The organism is Telluribacter humicola (genome assembly GCF_017355935.1).
Taxonomy (GTDB): domain Bacteria; phylum Bacteroidota; class Bacteroidia; order Cytophagales; family Spirosomataceae; genus Telluribacter; species Telluribacter humicola.
This window is the reverse complement of sequence record NZ_JAFIQT010000001.1, coordinates 655839-674623: the sequence shown is the minus strand read 5'-3', so window position 1 is coordinate 674623 and position 18785 is coordinate 655839. Positions and strand designations below refer to the sequence as shown.

The following is an 18785-nucleotide window of genomic DNA, read 5'->3' as shown; positions in this document are numbered from 1 at the left end:
ATGAATCTCATAAAGATTAGCTGGGCTAACATAAAAGATAAAAAACTCAACAGCTTTCTGAGTGTACTACTGCTTACGCTTGGAATTGGGATGATTTCGCTGCTACTACTGCTCAACAAGCAACTCGATGAGCAGTTCCGGCGCAATATCAGAGGCATAGACATGGTAGTAGGCGCCAAGGGCAGCCCGCTACAGCTTATTCTTTCGAGTATCTACCAGATTGATGCGCCTACCGGCAACGTACCACTGTCGGAGGTGAATAAGCTCAAGATGAACCCCTTCGTCAAAACAGTCATACCGCTCTCGATGGGAGACAACTACCAGGGGTACCGCATAGTAGGTACCACACCTAAGTACATAGAGCATTACGAGGCCACCGTCGGCGAAGGTAAGCTATTTGTGCAGCCGCTGGAAGTAACCCTGGGGAGCAAAGTAGCCCAGGCCACCGGTATGAAAGTAGGTGACACGTTTGCCAGCGCGCACGGATTGGATGAAGAAGGCGATGAACACGGCGATACAAAGTACAAAGTAGTAGGCGTATTTGAGCCCAACGGATCAGTCGTAGACCAGCTCATCCTGACTGACCTGAGCAGTGTCTGGGCCATCCATGACCATGCCGAAGAGCCTACACATAGTACCGAGGAGGGGGAAACCGATCACGACGAAGAAGCCATACCTCATGAAAAAGAAGTAACAAGTGCCCTTATCCAGTTTCGTAGCCCGATGGGGATGCTGGCACTGCCCCGCCAGGTCAACGCCAATACTCCCATGCAGGCAGCCTTGCCCAGTATCGAAATCAACCGTCTGTTTTCTTTGATGGGCGTAGGCATTGATACACTCCGGGCTCTGGCGGTTGTTATTATTCTTATTGCCGGGGCCAGTGTATTTATATCTCTGTATAATTCTCTCAAGGAACGTAAATACGAAATGGCCCTGATGCTGTCCATGGGTGCTACCCGGGCTATGCTCTTCAGGATGCTACTGCTGGAAGGGCTGATCCTGGCGCTGCTAGGCTACGTGGCGGGGGTACTACTGAGTCGTCTAGGCTTGTGGCTGTTTAGTCAGGCGGCGGAGCAGGACTTTCACTATTCATTCAGCGGTATGATGTTACTGCCCGAAGAACTGTTGCTCCTGGCAGGTGCACTGGCTATTGGCGTTCTGGCGGCAGCTTTACCTTCTCTGGGCGTATATCGACTGAGTATTTCCCGTACGCTGGCGCAGGACTAAGACATATATTAGATGAACTATCTTGCATCTTGTACTGTATTCGTTATAAATTTGTTATACTAAGATAAAAGTCGCTTGCTGACCGAGTTACACTCAGAGTAAAAGACTTTCAACCTAAAAACTGATCAAAATGAAACTACTTAGCTGGATCGTATTCCCCCTGCTCGTTGTGTCACTTATGGCCTTCACGCCGTCGAGCGCTCCCGTAAAACTCTCATGGGAAACGCTACGTGATGTAACCTTCAAGAAGAAATGGTACGAAGCTGAGCAGGTATATATGCTGTACCCCACCTTTGGGCCTGGTGTACAGAAACTTAGCGGTAAAGAAGTATCCATCACCGGCTATGTACTTCCGGTAGATCTGGATGCTAACCTATATGTACTGTCGGCGTTTCCGTATAGCGCCTGCTTCTTCTGCGGTGGAGCCGGTCCTGAATCTGTAATGACATTGAAATTCAAGAAGAATCCCCGCAAGTTCAAAACAGACGAGCGTCTGACCTTTAAGGGTACTCTCAAGCTCAATGCTGACGATATCTATCAGATGAACTACATCCTGGACAATGCCGAAGTAGCGGATACTATGTAGACAATAAAGCATTCCTGTATGCCCCGCCTTACCCGGCGGGGCATATTTTTTTAAAGCCTGATTAGATTTTTGTTAGTAAAGATACCAACAGGTAGCCTGGGGCTGGGAAGCGGGATGATCTAACTAATCTTCCGGTTTCTAGTTATTTATAGTACTATACACAACTGTAAGAGCAACTTAGATTTCTATATATGAAATATTCACTTCAGCTGGGTCGTATTGCCGGTATTCGTTTGTCCATCCACTGGACCTTCGCCATTCTGTTGCTGTGGATCATATTTTCGAACATAAGCCGGGGCACTACCGAAACCATCTGGATTGTAACTTTTACTCTGGCCATATTTGTGTGTGTCATACTACACGAACTAGGCCACGCCCTTACTGCCCGTCGGTATGGTATACCCACCAGCGATATTATCCTGCTTCCCATTGGTGGAGTAGCCAGTCTGGAGAGAATTCCGGAGAAGCCCTCGGAGGAGCTGGCAGTAGCCCTGGCGGGCCCTGCCGTCAACCTGCTGATTATGCTCGTTCTGCTTCCTTTTGTTCGTTTTCCCGAAAATACAGATGAGCTCACCAGGATGGTTACCATCAATGAAAGCAACTTCCTGATCAACCTCCTGGCCATCAATGGCTGGCTGGCGTTATTTAATTTGATACCCGCCTTTCCGATGGATGGGGGACGGGTACTTCGGGCACTCCTTTCCTTCCGAATGGACCGTAGTAAAGCTACCCGCATCGCGGCTTCTATTGGGCAGATACTGGCCATTGGCTTTGTCGTTCTGGGATTCTTTGGCAATCCATTCCTGATCTTTATAGGCTTATTTATCTTCCTGGGGGCTCAGCAGGAGTCGACGCATGTACAGACTACCAGTATGTTTCAGGGGCATACGGTTGGGGAAGTAAGTATGACGGAGTACCCTACCATGCATCAGAGCGACTTGGTAGAAGACGCTGTCCGGCTGCTTCTCGACAGCCAGAACCGTAACTTTCTAGTACTTGATGCCTTCAAGGAACCGGTAGGTACCCTGACCCGCGAGGCCATTATTAAAGGATTGGCCCAGAAAGGTAATGGTGCTTTTCTATCTGATGTAATGGATCCTGATATCCTGTATCTGGAGGATAAAATGCCTCTGGAAGAAGCATGGCAGATGATGCAAAGCCAGAAGAAGGGCTTCGCTCTGATCAGGAGAAGTGGACAGATTGTAGGTGCTATTGACCCAGAAAATGTGGTGGAATTCCTGATGGTACAGCAGGCATCCCACGCCAGAGACGCCCGGAGGCAGCAAAGTTAAGTTATCTACCTACAAAAGACCGTAGCGTAAACGCATTACGGACGGCATTGCCTCCCCCGTCATTATTGAAGTAAACGTACACATCTTTCCCGCTGGCCTCCCACTCCCGGCAACGATCTGCCCACCAGCGCAGATCATTGTCAGAGTACGAGCCTCCGTACAGCCATTCGGTATCAGGGCCGTGCATGCGTATGTATACAAAAGGAGCCGTAGCGCGCAGGATGCAGGGCAGCTTAGCCCCACTCATAATACAGTAAGCGGCCTGATGCTGTTCCAGTAGATTGAAGATAGACTCCTGATGCCAGCTAGGGTGCCTGAACTCTACCGTGAGCTTGATCCATTTGGGCATCTTTTCCAGAAAGTAAGCCAACCGGTCATAGTCATAGCCAAAGTAGGGGGAAAGCTGTACCAGAAAGATAGCACGCTTCTCACCCAACGTATGCCAACAGTTCTTGAAGCGTTCAATCCACTGCTCAGGTCCGTACAGCTTTTTGGCATGGGTAAGCCCACGCGGCGCTTTGACCGTTAGCTGAAACCCCTCCGGAAGACGCTCCCGCCAGCCGGCAAAGGTCTGCTCGCGGGGCCAGTGGTAGTAGCTACTATTGAGCTCTACCGTCTGAAAATGTTGAATGTAGTAGTGAAGACGCTTTGCGACGGGCGTATTTTCAGGATATAGCACACCTTGCCAATGATCATAACTCCAGCCTGATGTTCCGATGTGTATACCCATACGCCTGTGTTTACATTACTACTCTTCCAGTTGTCCTACCAGTATTTCTTTCAATACTGCCTGCGCTGACCATTCTCGGTTAGCCGCCTGGTCAATGACCAGTGAACGATGGCCATCCAGTATCTCATCGGCTACTTTCATATTACGGCGTACGGGCAGACAGTGCATAAACTTACCATTATCCGTCAGCGCCATTTTGGCCTCATCAATCATCCAGGAGTAGTCCTGCGTAAGTACCTGTCCATAGTGCTGATACGATGACCAGTTTTTACCATATACAAAATCTGCGCCTTCCAGGGCTTTTTTCTGATCATAGATCACCTGCGCCTTGCCTACAAACTCGGGTGCCAGATCATAGCCTTCCGGGTGCGTTACAACCAGCTCTACATCCATGTGGTTCATCCACTCACAGAACGAATTGGCTACCGCTTGCGGCAGGGGCTTGAAGTGAGGCAGCCACGTCAGTACAACCTTAGGGCGCTGCTTTGTTCTGAACTCCTCGATCGTGATACAGTCAGCCAGTGACTGCAGAGGATGGCGTGTAGCTGATTCCAGATTCACAACAGGCCTTCCGGAGTACTTCTTAAACTGTTGAAATATATGCTCGGCGTAATCCTTCTCCCGATCCTTCAATTCAGCAAAAGACCGTATAGCAATGATATCGCAGTAGCGTCCAATTACGGCAGCCGCTTCCTTGACATGCTCAGCCTTATCGCCATTCATTACTACTCCCTCTTCCAGTTCCAGTCCCCAGCTATCCTGCCCTACGTTCATCATCATGACATTCAGCCCCAGGTTCTGAGCGGCCTTCTGAGTACTCAGGCGGGTACGCAGGCTCGAGTTAAAGAACAACAATCCGATAGTTTTGTTCTTGCCCAGCAGTTGGTCGGCAAAGGGATTGCGTTTAGCAATAATACCCCCGGTAATAAGATTGTTGAGGTCTTCTACGTCGTGGATAGAGAGAAAGTTCTTCATCTGTATTGTCGAATTTCGATTTCGTATTGTCGAGTTAGTTAGGTTTTGAACCAGGATTGGCTCCTACGGTTTTGGCAGAAGGAAAGAATAAGCCATAAAGTACAGCAGTAGAAGATAGGTACCTAACCCTACCACTGTACCTTTACTCTTCTTATACAAGCGTTTATCTGTCAACGAATATGCTCGTTATTAGCCAACATTCGCCACTTGCTTCACTTCTATCGCCAGTGCTTCCAGGAAAGCATCGGCCTCTTCTCTGCCAATAGCCAGAGAAGGCAATAGACGAATAGTGTTGGCTCCCGCTACTCCGGTGAACATCTTGTGCTCAAAGAGCAACTTGTCACGCAGAGCCTTGACAGGAAAGTCGTATTCAATACCGATCATCAGGCCACGTCCGCGCAGTTCCTTATATCCTCCCACCTCACGTATGCCCTTAAACAGGTACTCGCCCATCTGAGCGGCATTCTCGAGCAGCCCTTCCTCTTTCATAATATCCAGTACCGCTACTCCTGCAGCGCAGGCCAGATGGTTACCGCCGAAAGTAGTACCTAACAGGCCGTAGCTCGCTTTGAATTTAGGAGAGATAAGTACTCCACCGATTGGGAAGCCATTGCCCATGCCTTTAGCCATGGTAATAAGATCAGGATGGATGCCGCTGAACTGGTGCGAGAAGAACTTACCCGTACGTCCGTAGCCACACTGCACGCTATCCAGAATCAGAATAGCTCCGGTTTCGTCACACTTGCGACGGAGTGCCTGCAGGAATTCATCCGTACATACCTGAATACCACCTACACCCTGTATACCTTCTACGATCACCGCACAGGTTTCATCAGTAATACCCGCTTCGGCCGACTCTACATCGTTGAAAGGCAGGAATGAGACGTGCTCGTTGAAGTTGATAGGGGCTACGATAGAAGGATTATCTGTTACTGCAACAGCTCCGGAAGTACGTCCGTGGAAAGCCTTTTTGAAAGCTACTATCTTCGTCCGGCCGTTGTGGAAAGAAGCCAGCTTCAGCGCATTTTCATTGGCTTCAGCGCCGGAATTACACAGAAAAAGCTGATAGTCGGGATAACCGGAAAGCGCTCCCAGCTTTTCAGCCAGCTGCTCCTGCAGGGATATCTTTACAGAATTGGAGTAGAAGCTGATGGCATTGAGCTGCTTCGTCAGCATATCGACGTAGTAGGGATGGCAGTGCCCGACGGAAATAACCGCATGACCACCGTACAGGTCCAGGTACTTAGTACCGTTGGAGTCCCACAGGTAGCTGCCCCGGGCCTTAACCGGCTCTATATCGTAAAGAGGGTATACATTGAATAGCTGTGACATATCTTTGAAGTTTATGAGCGGCCGGAGGAGTGCCTCCGGCCGTGGTAAATAACTTTATGAGTCGATGAGTACTTCAATATGGAGTTTTTACTCACAAGCTCTACTAGAATGCTGGTGCCTTCAGTCTTAGGCCCGCATCTTCGGGTAGGCCGAAGAGCAGGTTCATATTCTGAACGGCTTGTCCCGACGCCCCTTTGGTAAGGTTATCAATAGCGCTAGTGATCAGTAGCTGCCCGTCGTGTTTCTCTACATGGATCAACCCTTTGTTGGTATTCACTACCTGCTTCAGGTCAATCGCTGCCACACTTACGTGCGTAAACGGGTGTGAAGCGTAGTAGCTGCCGTACAGTTCCAGGGCTTCCTCAAGAGTACCTTCGTAGGGAGTATAGACATTAGCCATAATCCCCCGGGTGAAGTCGCCGCGGTAGGGGATGAAGTTAATGGCTTCACCAAAACCTTTCTGCAGCTTCGTCAGACTCATCCTGATCTCTTTCAGGTGCTGGTGCGTAAAAGCCTTATAGATTGACATATTGTTGTTGCGCCAGCTGAAGTGCGTAGTCGTACTCAGGGCCTGACCGGCTCCGGTACTACCCGTGATTGCACTTACATGTACCGCCTCTTTCAACAAACCTGCACTTGCCAGAGGCAATAGCGCCAGCTCAATACTGGTCGCAAAGCAGCCCGGATTGGCAATACGGTTAGCCTGCTGGATGGTATCGCGCTGCAACTCAGGCAGACCGTACACAAAGCCCTCAGACTCATCGCGGAAGTCGGTACTCAGGTCAATAATCTTAACTGAGTCAGGGACCTGGTGCTCGTCCAGAAACTTTTTGGACTCGCCATGTCCTGAGCACAGGAAAATCACATCAAGCCCTTCCTGACCCAGCAATGCAGAGATTTCCTCTCCCGAAAAGACCAAATCTGTATCCCCGATCAGGTCGGTATGGGTAGCATATACCGGCTTACCGGCCTGGCTCTTACTATGAGCAAAAGCGATAGTGGCGTGGGGGTGGTTAATCAGGATACGGAGCAGTTCTCCTCCCGTGTAGCCAGCCGCGCCTATTATTCCTATATGTACCTGTGCCATTACTTCTTATCGGCTAGTTCAGTAACTTTCTGAAAGATCATAGCCTGGTTGGAAGCTACCTTAGAGAAGCCGCGTACGTCGTCGCCGGTCCAGGCGTTGTTCATCTCGCCGTAGCTACCGAATACTGACGACATCAGGTCGTAGACCGATTCGATACCCTCAACGTGGAAGCGGTACGGAGCCAGGTGCACGTGTACTTTACCAGTTACGTGGCTTTGGGTATCGGTTAAGAAGGTTTCGATGTTGCGCATTACCGGCTCTACAAACTGACCTTTATGGAGAAGACCGCCGTACCAGTTGGCCAGTTGCTCTTTCCAGTATAATTGCTGCTCGGTCAGTACGTGTTTTTCGAGGGTATGGTGGGCTTTAAGGATGATCAGAGGAGCGGCTGCTTCAAATCCTACGCGGCCTTTGATACCGATGATGGTGTCACCTACGTGAATGTCACGTCCAATACCGTAAGGCTGAGCCAGGGCCGACAGTTTCTGGATAGCCTGTACCGGATTTTCAAACTTCTCTCCGGCTACACCTACCAGTTCACCTTTTTCAAACTCAAGTGTTATAGTCTCCGGCTCAGTTTTCGTAACCTGCGTAGGCCATGCCTCTTCGGGCAGGTACTTCTCCGAAGTCAGCGTTTCTTTACCACCTACTGATGTTCCCCAAAGTCCTTTGTTAATGCTATACGCTGCCTTGTGCCACTCACGCTGTACGCCTTTATTGGTCAGGTACTCGATCTCCGCCTCGCGTGACAGTTTCAGATCACGGATAGGAGTGATGATCTCGGCATCAGGAGTAATAATGCGGAATGCCATATCAAAACGAACCTGATCGTTACCGGCACCCGTACTACCATGAGCGATAGCTTTGGCCCCGATTTCCTTAGCGTACTCAGCTACGGCCACCGCCTGAAAAATCCGTTCGGCGCTTACAGATAGCGGATAGGTATTATTCTTAAGGACATTACCAAAGATCAGGTAGCGGATGCACTGCTCGTAGTAGTCTTTCGTCTTGTCGATCGTAGCGTGCTGCTTTACACCCAGCGCATAGGCATTAGCTTCAATGGTCCTTAGTTCTTCGTCCGAGAATCCACCGGTATCTACCAGTACAGAGTGTACTTCATAGCCTTTGTCTTCGGCGAGGTACTTCACACAAAACGAGGTATCCAAACCTCCACTGAATGCTAATACTACTTTTGGTTGTGACATTTTACTTCGATGGTAATATATGGTTAACTTGATTTATTGAGATGGGCTATAAATGTAAAAAACCTCGCTACGGACTTGTTCGAAACTGCCGAGCGAGGTTTTTTATGTACTGAAATAAATCTTATGTACAACAGTACCCTAAGGTACCAGCATCGCGTCGGTATTCTTCTTTTTGGCCCTCTCCTCCCTTCGTAACAGCACAAGCTGCTTGATACGCATCCAGCGCTCATACAGTTTGGACTCCTTCAGGAAGTTCCAGGTTTGCTCCTTCTCGTTCTTTTTAGCCTCTTCAGGATTGAACATCATACCAGTACACAGGCAGTGCTTACGATCGGTACGTGTAAGTACATCGTAGTTAATACAGCTGGCGCATCCCTTCCAGAAAGCGTCATCGGCAGGTAGTTCACTGAACGTAACAGGCTCATAACCCAGGTCAGAGTTGATCTTCATCACCGCCAGGCTGGTAGTAATACCGATGATCTTCGCATTGGGGTACTTCTTACGCGACAGTTCAAAGGCCTTGGCTTTGATAGATTTGGCTATACCACTATTACGATAGTCAGGGTGTACGATCAAACCGGAGTTAGCGACAAACTTGCCGTGCTCCCAGGTCTCAATGTAGCAGAAGCCTACCCATATACCACCAGTGGTAGTAGCGATGATGGCCTTCCCTTCTACCATTTTTTCCATCAGATACACCGGAGAGCGCTTGGCTATACCAGTGCCACGCTTCTTGGCACTTTCCTCCATTTCGGCACAAATGGTTTCGGCGAAATGCAGATGATTTTCATTAGCAACCTGAACTACGAATTGGCTGCCGGATAGTTCTTTATTCTTCATGGTTGTTAGTTCTGAAAAAATGATACCCTCCATACGCAACGCGACCGGGTCATCACATCAAATACCTGATGAGGTTTTTGAAATTAATAACATTAAAAAAAGAATGGGGGCAGAGAGATGTTTACCACGTAGGTAAAACAGAATTATATGGTCCTCCCGGACCTAAACCTGAAGGGCGTAGTATGAAAGAAAGTATATGCGCCGTGGTTGTTCATTGATAGCTTCTGCTGAAAAACAGTGCAAATTTTATAAAAAATAGATATTCACACAAAGAAACAGCAAATATATTTTTCTGGTTCAGTGGATCTTACAATATCAGGTCTAAACAATTATACCCATATATACTTATTGATACTGGACCAGTTCCTTTATCCAGGTTACAATCCAGGCTCACAATATTGATAATCAGATACATGAAGTACAAGAGTTAAATCTCGGCCAAATGGTGTAACTTTGTTTAGAAAGCTACTGTCCCGGTAGCAGGACCATAAAAATTCTCCATCGCCTACTAGTTACACAGTGGTGTGGTGATATTTCCCTCTGCAATACCCACGTCTTCACGAGTACATAGAAGTCAGCAAGCAGGGGAGTAACAACAATGGAGGTGTCAACTTTTGATGAATCAACTATCCGCTGACGATCTTATATACGGGTATATCAATGGAATATTTCCCATGGCAGATGCCGACGATACCATATACTGGTACGCGCCGGACCCGAGGGCTATTATACCTATTGATACCTACAGCTCCCCCAAGTCACTTCGTCCTGTCCTTAACAAACGGATATTTGAAGTCAGGATCAACACCGATTTTCGAGGAGTGATGACTCACTGTGCGGCTCCCCGATCCGATGAAGAGGGTACCTGGATATCTGAGGATATTATTGATGCCTATACTGAACTGCATAAGATGGGATTTGCTCATAGTATAGAAACCTACCTGAATGGAGAGTTGGTAGGAGGCTTGTACGGGGTGGCTATAGGGGCTGCTTTCTTTGGCGAATCCATGTTCTATACCGTCAGTAATGCCTCTAAGGTAGCCTTCCATTATCTGATAGAAGTTCTGCGACAGCAACGCTTTCAACTGCTGGATACCCAGTTTATTAACGACAATGTACGCCGGTTTGGCGCTATCGAGATACCCAAAGCTGACTACATGAGCCGGCTGCGAAAGGCCGTCTCTACCAAAGCCCGCTTTATTGAGCCGGATGTGGAGCATCTGTTCCTGCGGCAACAATCCTAGTAAAAATAGCTACTTTATATAGTTTGCTGCTGAAATAGCCTATTTTTGGGGAATTTTCAGTTAAATAGCTCGTATAGTTGTGGCAAAGCCTATCCTCGTTATTAAGTTTGGTACTGCTTCCATCACCCGTCCATCCGGTGAGCCTGATCTGGCCATCATTGCGGAAGTAGCCCGCCAGGTATCCCTGCTTCACAAGGACTACCGCCTGATCCTGGTATCGTCGGGAGCCGTAGGGGCAGGCAAAGCTTATATACAGGATTATAAAGGTACCATCACCCAACGTAAAGCCGCCGCCTCGGTGGGCAATCCACTGCTGGTAGGTATCTACGCCAGCCAATTCACCCCTTACGGTATAGCCATCGCCCAGAGCCTCTGCGAGCGTCAGCACTTCGCTAACCGCCATCAGTTCCTGCAACTCAAGGAAACCTACGACGAACTCTGGAGCAACGGTATTATTCCCATTGTCAATGAGAATGACGTGGTGAGCGACCGAGAGTTGAAGTTTTCGGACAATGACGAACTGGCTACGCTTATAGCGGCTGGCTTCGGAGCCGAAGCCCTGATGCTATGTACCTCCGTAGGCGGCCTGCTGGACGAAGCCGGACAGATGGTGCGTGAGGTACCTGACGTGAATGATGTATTCCGCTTTGTCAGGACTGACAAATCAGCCCTGGGACTGGGGGGAATGGCCTCTAAACTCACCTTTGCCAAACTGGCTACCCGTATGGGTATCCGGGTGGTGATATTCGGTATGGGCGAAAAGGATGGCATACTCCGAGCCTTAGGGGGAGAGACCGGTACCGTATTCACCCCGCAGAAAAGTACCCTGTCGGCCCGCAAGCGCTGGCTGGGCAGCGGCGGTCTGGTAGCCGGAAAGCTCCGCATCGACGAAGGAGCTGCCCAGGCGCTGGTAAAGCGGAAAAGCCTGCTGGCCGTAGGAGTACTGGAAGTAGTAGGTGAATTTGAGGCCGGCGAGATCATAGAACTATTCACTCCTGAAAACGAGATGATAGCCGTAGCCCGTGCCCGTGAGACGTCACAGGCTATCATAAACAATTTGAAAACTCAGAATTTTGAAGTGGCTAACGCCAGCGATATCGTACTACTCTGATGGAATCAATCATATCCCTACTACAAGCTACCAAACAGGCCTCAGCGGCCGTTCGTAACCTTTCAGACGCCCAACGGGCAGACCTGCTCACCACCCTGGCGGACCGGGTACTGGCCAATCAGGCACGTATCATCGCCGAAAACCAGAAAGACCTGGAGCGCATGGATGACAGTGATCCGAAGAAGGACCGCCTGCTCCTGAACGAAAAACGTATTCAGGGACTGGCGCAGAGCCTGCGTGACGTAGCAGCCCTACCCGATCCTACCGGTCAGTTGTTACTGGAACGTACCCTGCCCCAAGGACTTCAGCTGAAAAAGATAGCCGTTCCGCTGGGAGTAGTAGGTGTGATCTATGAGTCACGTCCCAACGTGACTATTGACGTAGCCTCGCTGTGCCTACGCTCCGGTAACGCCTGTGTACTCAAAGGAGGTAAGGAGGCCCAGTACTCCAATGAGTGTCTGGTTGGTATTATTCATGAGGTACTTGCTGAATTTGGCGTTGACGCCGCTGCCGTAGCCTTACTTCCTACTGATCGTAAGTTTGTAGCCGAACTGCTCTCAGCCACTCGCTATGTAGATATTATTATCCCACGTGGCTCCGAAGGCCTGATCCAATACGTTCGCCAGAACTCGCTGGTACCTACCATCGAAACCGGGGCCGGCGTATGCCATACCTACGTAGAGAGTACTGCCGATCTTGAAATGGCTCGTGACATAGTGGTCAATGCCAAGGTATCGCGCCCTTCGGTATGCAACTCGCTGGACACCGTAGTAGTGGATAGAGCTGTAGCCGAAGCCTTCTTACCTACACTGAAAGAAGAGTTCACTAAGTGGAACGTCAAAGTATTTGCAGACGAGGAATCGTATCAGGTACTTAAAGCTGCTGAATACCCTCTCCTGCAGAAGGCTACATCAGATGATTTTGGCCGGGAGTTTCTGGACTATAAATGCTCCATTAAGGTAGTTGATGGCCTTTCGGAAGCTATTTCCCACATTCAGCAGTATTCCTCACGCCACTCCGAAGCTATTATATCACGTGATGCGGCGTCTATTGAGAAGTTCCTTAATGAGGTGGATGCCGCCGCGGTATATGCCAATGCTTCTACCCGATTTACAGACGGTGGTGAATTTGGTTTGGGAGCCGAAATTGGGATCTCTACCCAAAAGCTACACGCGCGTGGTCCCTTTGCTCTCGAAAAACTGGTTACCGAAAAATGGGTAGTAGTTGGCTCCGGCCAGACCCGCTGGTAGGTACTTATAAGCTCTCCCTATCTGATTTATACATGGTTTGATAGGGAGAGCTTCCAACTCCTTATATACTCTCTATTTTTTTCAAGTACTAGCCTGTGTAGGTGTAGCTGGGGCTGTAATTGCAAGGGTGCGATTTCCACAAAAGCGCCACTAGTTACACAGCTAACCTACCTCCCGAGTCTCCTTCACTAACTATATCTCATTCATTATCAAATCACAATCTATCCTACATAAATTTGATACAAGCCAGTAAATGTATTAAATTATTGCTAAATTTGATTTTTTGTAACCACCTCTGTTTCTCCTCCTCCTCTTTTTGAAGTACGGTTTTTAACATTTTTGTTATAAGCATTGCTGTATTCAACCCAACCTACCCCTATGGAAAAAAGAGAATACTGGGTGGCCAAAGTCAGTGAATGGCCCGACGAGCACAAGGAGGAAGTACAAGCTGGCGGTGCGAAAGTCCTGCTTATCCGTAATGAAGGCGCGTTCTACGCCTTGTCCCCAAAATGTACCCACTACGGTGCCCCTCTGGTCAAGGGAGCTCTTAATGGGAACCGATTGGTCTGCCCCTGGCACCACGCCTGCTTCGATGTCCATTCCGGAATAAATCTGGAAGCCCCCGGCCTGGATGGTCTGCCTACCTACAAAGTGGAGGTACGTGGAGATGATGTATATGTGTATGTACCCGAGGGTGATCTGCCGGACTGTAAGCCCAATCCACTTACCCTGCGCGATCCAAAGAATAAAGATATATATGCTATTGTAGGTGGTGGCGTCGCTGCACAGTATGCCGCCGAAGGTATGCGCGAAGCCGGCTACCGGGGGCGAATCATCATGATTACAGCCGAAAGTGAGGCTCCTTACGACCGTACCAACGTCAGTAAGATGTACCTGCAGGGCAAAGCCTCGGACGAGCAGATGCCCCTGCGTACTGCTGACTTTTACGAAAAGTACGGCATAGAGCTTTTGAAAGATCATTGTGTTAAAAGCCTGAATCCATTTGTCCGACAAATTGACTTTGACAATGGCAGCCAACTTACCTACGATAAAGCCCTGCTCTGTACCGGTGGTGAAACCTGCAATCTTCGTTTGGAGGGAGCTGATAAGCCCAACGTGTTTCTGTTGCGCTCGCTAAAAGATAGTCGTCAGCTACGAAATGCGGCGAACGAAGGTACCCGGGTAGTAATAGTAGGAGGCTCATTTATCGGACTGGAAGGAGCCATGAGCCTGGGTAAAAGAGGCTGTGACGTAACCGTTGTTTCTCCGGATATTACTCCTTTCCAGAAAATTTGGGGACGGGAAGTAGGTAAGCGTATACAGCAGTGGCACGAAGAGGCAGGCGTGAAGTTCCGGCTGGAACGAAAGGTGATGAAGCTGAATGGTGAAGATATAATAAATGAAGTGGTGCTTGATAACGGCGATACCCTACCGGCCGATCTGGTACTGGTTGGTATTGGGGTGAAGCCAGCTTTGGATTTTCTGAAAGGTATAGAGCGTGAAAAGGATGGAGGTGTCAAAGTAGATTCATTCCTACGTATAACTAATACACTATATGCAGCCGGAGATATTGCTTATGTACCTTTTGGGACGGGTCACTGCCGGATTGAGCACTGGAAAGTAGCAGGACAACAAGGTCGCATAGCGGGTAAGAATATGGCCGGAGCCGGTCAGTTGTACGATACAGTTCCATTCTTCTGGACCAATCAGCAGGGACGCAATCTGCGGTATGTAGGCTACGTGGAGGACTATGATGATGTCCTGATCAGCGGTAGCCTCCAGCAGGATCGATTTCTGGCGTATTATATAAAAGATAATCAGATCAAGGCGGTGCTGGGCCTGGAGCATGATGCCGATATAGCAGCTCTACAGGAGTTGATGTACAATGGTAGTATGCCAGGCCCTGAGGTGTTGGAAGAGATAGATAACTGGGAAGGCTATCTGAAGCAATCATCAATGCTGGTATCGCGCTAGAAAAGTACAGCTAGTCAAAGCCCTTTGCCCTGGTGGTGAAGGGCTTTTTTTGTACCCGTTGCATTAGAATAACTCCTAAGCGTGCTTACCACTAGTAGTATACGATACTGGTTGTAACATACATATACATGAACATCCTACTGATAGGAAGCTCCAACACGGACATGGTCGTAAAGACTCAGAAGCTTCCTGCTCCCGGCGAAACCGTTATTGGTGGTACTTTTTTGATGAATCCCGGTGGAAAGGGAGCTAACCAGGCCGTAGCCGCTGCCCGCTTGGGTGCCTCGGTCCGGCTGGTGGCTAAGGTTGGGAATGACCTCTTTGGTGAACAAGCTGTGGAAGGATTTCGAAAGGAAGGTATAGATACAGCGGCTATTGTCAAAGATGATGGTCCGTCGGGAGTTGCTCTCATTACCGTGGATGATCAGGGCGAAAATTGCATTGTAGTCGCCCCCGGTGCCAACGGTAATCTTCAACCCGACGAAGTAGAAGCCGCTATTGATGCCTGCTCGCCCAATGACATAGTACTCCTCCAGCTGGAAATACCTCTGGCTACCGTAGAGTATGCCATTCGGAGGAGCGCGCAGCGCGGACTACGGGTGATCCTGAATCCCGCTCCCGCTCAGAGGTTAGCCACTGACCTGCTCTCCCACCTCTACCTGATTACCCCCAACGAAACCGAAGCCGAACTACTGACGGGTATCCCCGTCACCGAAGAGAGTGTAGGCAAAGCCGCTCGTGCCTTGCAGGATATGGGTGTGTCACATGTCGTGATTACGCTGGGCGCCAGGGGTGCGTATATACTAAGCGGTGAATTTGAAGGTATCGTAGAGGGAGTAGCCGTAAAGGCCATCGACTCTACCGCCGCCGGTGACTGCTTCAACGGTGCTCTGGCCGTAGGCTTAGCCGAAGGGGTATCCTTGCGGGATTCCGTAGCCTTTGCCTGTAAAGCCGCCGCTCTCTCGGTTACACGGTTGGGGGCACAGAGCTCAATGCCCTATCGGCATGAAGTTTCGTAACTAGTCTAATCTGTCTTCTTTCTGATAAAGCAACACCCTAGCTCCTCCAACTCCTCCCTATGTTCATCGTCGAAACCTACACTACCGCTATAATTTTCTGTTTTGTAACCATGCTCTGCTGGGGCTCCTGGGCCAACACTCAAAAACTGGCCGCCGGACACTGGCGCTTCGAGCTCTTCTACTGGGACTATGTGTTGGGTATCCTGCTGCTGGCGCTCCTGTTTGCTTTCACATTCGGAAGTACCGGCGACGGCGGCCGTAGCTTTATTCCTGACGTCCAACAGGCGGATGGTTCCAGTATAGGCTCGGCCATATGGGGAGGGGTCTTATTTAACGCGGCCAATATCCTGCTGGTGGCGGCTATCTCTATCGCGGGTATGTCGGTTGCTTTTCCGGTGGGTATCGGTCTGGCTTTGGTCGTGGGAGTAATAGTCAACTACCTCGACCAGCCCGTCGGCAATGCTACGCTCCTGTTTGGCGGCGTGGCTTTGGTAGTGGCAGCCATTCTACTCAACGCCAGCGCCTACCGCAAACTGTCGAGTACTACTCAGGGCGTATCCACGCCGGGCGTATCTACCAAAGGGCTGGTACTGGCGGTCGTGGCAGGCTTGCTGATGGGATTCTTCTATAAGTACGTGGCGCAGGCTATGTTCCCGGATTTCAACCAACCCCTGCCGGGCAAGCTAAGTCCTTATACAGCGGTAGTGTTCTTCGCTGTAGGTATTTTGCTGAGCAACTTTCTGTTCAATACCCTGCTCATGTACCGCCCTTTCACCGGAGAGCCCGTATCCTATGCCGACTACTTCCGCGGCAACGTCCGCAGCCACCTCACCGGTATAGCCGGTGGTGTGATCTGGTGCATCGGGATGTCATTTAATATTATCGCTTCGGGCGAAGCAGGTCCTGCTATCTCCTACGGTTTGGGCCAGGGTGCCACAGTAGTGGCTGCTATATGGGGTATCTACATCTGGAAAGAATTCCGAAATGCCCCTAAGGGGACCTCTACGCTCCTCAACCTCATGCTGATCTGCTACCTGATAGGGCTGGGGCTGATCATCGCGGCGGGGTGATATTGTATGTAACTACCTGCTCAACTTTTCTTTAACCTCTGATTTCAAAATAAGTAAGTACTTCTGTACGATTACCCAGATAATAGTATCATCAATCGCGTCGTAAGCATGAATAAGTCGGTTACGTACAGCTACTATTTGTTCTGAATGGGACAATTTCTCAGTACTTGCCTTACCATATTTATTAACAGCTCCCCCTACAATGGAAAGTTGTCTTTCTACGGCACTTTTAGTTTTTAAATCATTCTGATAATCCTCAAACTTTTCAATACCTACCAGAAACTGCTCAATAGCCAACAGAACATCATATAAGTATTTTTTCACTTCTTCTGTCATAAATGAGTCGTTTTGTCCTATTGATATTCTCTCTCAGGTACTCATTCTTTATAGGCTGTTCAGTTAAAAGGTCAACTTTCCTTTGAAATAGATTTTCCAATGCCTCCCATAGTTTCAGTAATGTTTCACCATTCTCAACGGGAGACATGGATTCCAGTTCTACTAGTAGGTCTAAATCACTAGTTTCCTCCTGGAATTGTTCAGTAAGTACTGATCCGAATGCATATAACTTATCTACCCGATACTGTTTACAAGTCCGGATAGCTCTGCTGTGTTACTGGAAAGTATAGAAGGCAGTTGCATAGGTATATCATAAATGATTACTACAATAACAAAAAATCAGACCTTTTGGCTAATATACTACCCCACCCGCTCCACGCCCGGTACTTCAAGTACTAGATCTTCACCATAGGCCGAAGCCGGTGTCTGATAACCAGCTTTAAAGTTTCCATCTAGTACTTTCTTAGCTATAATAAGACTACTATGAGCGGTGAGCGTATAGCCTTCGGGACAGGTTAATTGAGCGATCCTACGGTTTCCGGAGGCATTAATTACCTCACCCCACACATGGCTACTAGCCAGCCGACGCATGGCTTCGGTAGGGCCGGTAATCTTGTCTACTCGGCTCTTCGCTATCTTTTTTACAAGAGCTGAACCTAGCAGCCAGTTGTACAGCCCCTGAAACCGTAGCAGGTTATGTACCTTAGGTGAGATACCGGTGTAAGTTTCTATATTAGGAATACCCGTGGTATGGTAGGCGGTAGATACGTCGCCCCAGGGAATGGTCATGAAGAAGCGCTTCCGCCCATTGATCTCTAACCACATACTTTTATGCCCCAGCTTTTTGCTTACTATCTTGCCATTCTCACGTACGGCTCCTCCTACACCCAAACCCTCTACCATAGTACTGGCCGTACCGTGTGATAAGCCACCACCTACGGTTTCAAAGGCCAGTTTGAGGTGGGTAGCATCCGGTAGTTGCTTTTTGAGGTATAGAGCCAGGCAATCAGTAGGTACTACATCAAACCCGGCACCCGGCAGTACCATAACTCCAGCTTTACGGGCCGCCTCATCGTATTGTTTAGCCAGTTCGAATACCTCTATCTCACCGGTAATGTCCAGGTAGTGCGTCTGCGTAGCCAAGCAAGCCTCGATCATAGGACGGGCTGTAAATTTGAAAGGTCCCGCTGCATGCAGTACTACCTTTACATCGGCCAGTGCTCTCCGCAACTCCTCCTGATCCGACAGTTCCACGACCCGGTACTGAGTACCTATGTGCTCAGCCAGGGGACGGATGGCCTCCTCACGCCGCGCTGCCAGGATGGGTACTATACCATACTCATGACAAATATCTACAATGAGTTGGCCGGTGTAGCCGTTAGCACCATATAGTAGCAGGGATGACTTTTCCATAGTGATTCAGAGATGGTATTCAGGTAGGTGAATATAAAAAGAATTGTACAAGTACCACTACCTCAACGCTGGCTAAGTAGCAGGGAATACGGTC

Annotated in this window: 18 protein-coding genes; 9 read left to right on the top strand and 9 right to left on the bottom strand. The window is 49.2% G+C overall.

What is annotated here, in order from left to right; all coding sequences use genetic code 11:
- The 3 genes from JUB14_RS03130 (at window position 1) to JUB14_RS03120 (ending at window position 3105) form a co-directional block, all read left to right on the top strand.
- Window positions 1–1227, top strand: a complete 1227-nt coding sequence (locus JUB14_RS03130; RefSeq protein ID WP_207504305.1) for an ABC transporter permease — start codon at window positions 1–3, stop codon at window positions 1225–1227.
- A 130-nt stretch (window positions 1228–1357) separates the two neighbouring features.
- A complete protein-coding gene (locus tag JUB14_RS03125) occupies window positions 1358–1813 on the top strand; it encodes a DUF3299 domain-containing protein (protein WP_207504304.1) in 456 nt (151 codons plus the stop codon).
- Window positions 1814–2004: 191 nt separating this feature from the next.
- Window positions 2005–3105, top strand: coding sequence for a site-2 protease family protein (locus JUB14_RS03120; RefSeq protein ID WP_207504303.1), 1101 nt, complete (start codon window positions 2005–2007; stop codon window positions 3103–3105).
- A gap of 1 nt (window position 3106) precedes the next feature.
- Here JUB14_RS03120 and JUB14_RS03115 read toward each other — a convergent pair whose 3' ends face one another.
- The 6 genes from JUB14_RS03115 to JUB14_RS03090 all read right to left on the bottom strand — a co-directional run bounded on the left by JUB14_RS03115 (window position 3107) and on the right by JUB14_RS03090 (window position 9274).
- On the bottom strand, window positions 3107–3835 hold the full coding sequence (locus JUB14_RS03115; RefSeq protein ID WP_207504302.1) for a DUF72 domain-containing protein: 729 nt from the start codon (window positions 3833–3835) through the stop codon (window positions 3107–3109).
- 18 nt (window positions 3836–3853) lie between these two features.
- Window positions 3854–4810 carry an N-acetylornithine carbamoyltransferase gene (locus JUB14_RS03110; RefSeq protein ID WP_207504301.1) on the bottom strand — a complete coding sequence of 319 codons (957 nt, stop codon included), beginning with the start codon at window positions 4808–4810 and terminating at the stop codon, window positions 3854–3856.
- A gap of 189 nt (window positions 4811–4999) precedes the next feature.
- Entirely contained in the window at window positions 5000–6142 is a 1143-nt protein-coding gene (locus tag JUB14_RS03105; RefSeq protein WP_207504300.1) for an aspartate aminotransferase family protein, read from the bottom strand.
- 103 nt (window positions 6143–6245) lie between these two features.
- Window positions 6246–7229 (bottom strand): N-acetyl-gamma-glutamyl-phosphate reductase, encoded by a 984-nt coding sequence (argC, locus tag JUB14_RS03100; RefSeq protein ID WP_207504299.1) that lies wholly within the window; start codon window positions 7227–7229, stop codon window positions 6246–6248.
- Entirely contained in the window at window positions 7229–8434 is a 1206-nt protein-coding gene (argG, locus tag JUB14_RS03095; protein WP_207504298.1) for an argininosuccinate synthase, read from the bottom strand. Before argG ends, argC begins: the two co-directional genes overlap by 1 nt.
- A 138-nt stretch (window positions 8435–8572) precedes the next feature.
- Window positions 8573–9274 (bottom strand): GNAT family N-acetyltransferase, encoded by a 702-nt coding sequence (locus JUB14_RS03090; protein WP_207504297.1) that lies wholly within the window; start codon window positions 9272–9274, stop codon window positions 8573–8575.
- A gap of 617 nt (window positions 9275–9891) precedes the next feature.
- Between JUB14_RS03090 and aat the strand changes: the two genes are divergently transcribed.
- From aat to JUB14_RS03060, 6 genes are all read left to right on the top strand, one after another.
- Window positions 9892–10518, top strand: coding sequence for a leucyl/phenylalanyl-tRNA--protein transferase (aat, locus tag JUB14_RS03085; RefSeq protein WP_207504296.1), 627 nt, complete (start codon window positions 9892–9894; stop codon window positions 10516–10518).
- Window positions 10519–10597: 79 nt separating this feature from the next.
- A complete protein-coding gene (gene proB, locus JUB14_RS03080; protein WP_207504295.1) occupies window positions 10598–11629 on the top strand; it encodes a glutamate 5-kinase in 1032 nt (343 codons plus the stop codon).
- Window positions 11629–12879 (top strand): glutamate-5-semialdehyde dehydrogenase, encoded by a 1251-nt coding sequence (locus JUB14_RS03075; RefSeq protein ID WP_207504294.1) that lies wholly within the window; start codon window positions 11629–11631, stop codon window positions 12877–12879. Before proB ends, JUB14_RS03075 begins: the two co-directional genes overlap by 1 nt.
- Window positions 12880–13257: 378 nt before the next feature.
- A complete protein-coding gene (locus JUB14_RS03070) occupies window positions 13258–14853 on the top strand; it encodes an FAD-dependent oxidoreductase (protein ID WP_207504293.1) in 1596 nt (531 codons plus the stop codon).
- Between the two features lie 128 nt (window positions 14854–14981).
- Entirely contained in the window at window positions 14982–15872 is an 891-nt protein-coding gene (gene rbsK / locus JUB14_RS03065) for a ribokinase (protein WP_229367496.1), read from the top strand.
- A gap of 59 nt (window positions 15873–15931) precedes the next feature.
- Window positions 15932–16942, top strand: a complete 1011-nt coding sequence (locus JUB14_RS03060; RefSeq protein ID WP_207504292.1) for a GRP family sugar transporter — start codon at window positions 15932–15934, stop codon at window positions 16940–16942.
- Between the two features lie 12 nt (window positions 16943–16954).
- Here the strand turns inward: JUB14_RS03060 and JUB14_RS03055 are convergent, their stop codons facing one another.
- From JUB14_RS03055 to JUB14_RS03045, 3 genes are all read right to left on the bottom strand, one after another.
- Entirely contained in the window at window positions 16955–17278 is a 324-nt protein-coding gene (locus JUB14_RS03055) for a HepT-like ribonuclease domain-containing protein (RefSeq protein ID WP_207504291.1), read from the bottom strand.
- Entirely contained in the window at window positions 17247–17540 is a 294-nt protein-coding gene (locus JUB14_RS28075; protein WP_207505915.1) for a nucleotidyltransferase family protein, read from the bottom strand. The genes JUB14_RS03055 and JUB14_RS28075 overlap by 32 nt, the downstream gene beginning before the upstream one ends.
- 98 nt (window positions 17541–17638) lie before the next feature.
- On the bottom strand, window positions 17639–18691 hold the full coding sequence (locus JUB14_RS03045; RefSeq protein ID WP_207504290.1) for a saccharopine dehydrogenase family protein: 1053 nt from the start codon (window positions 18689–18691) through the stop codon (window positions 17639–17641).
- Window positions 18692–18785 lie beyond the last annotated feature (94 nt).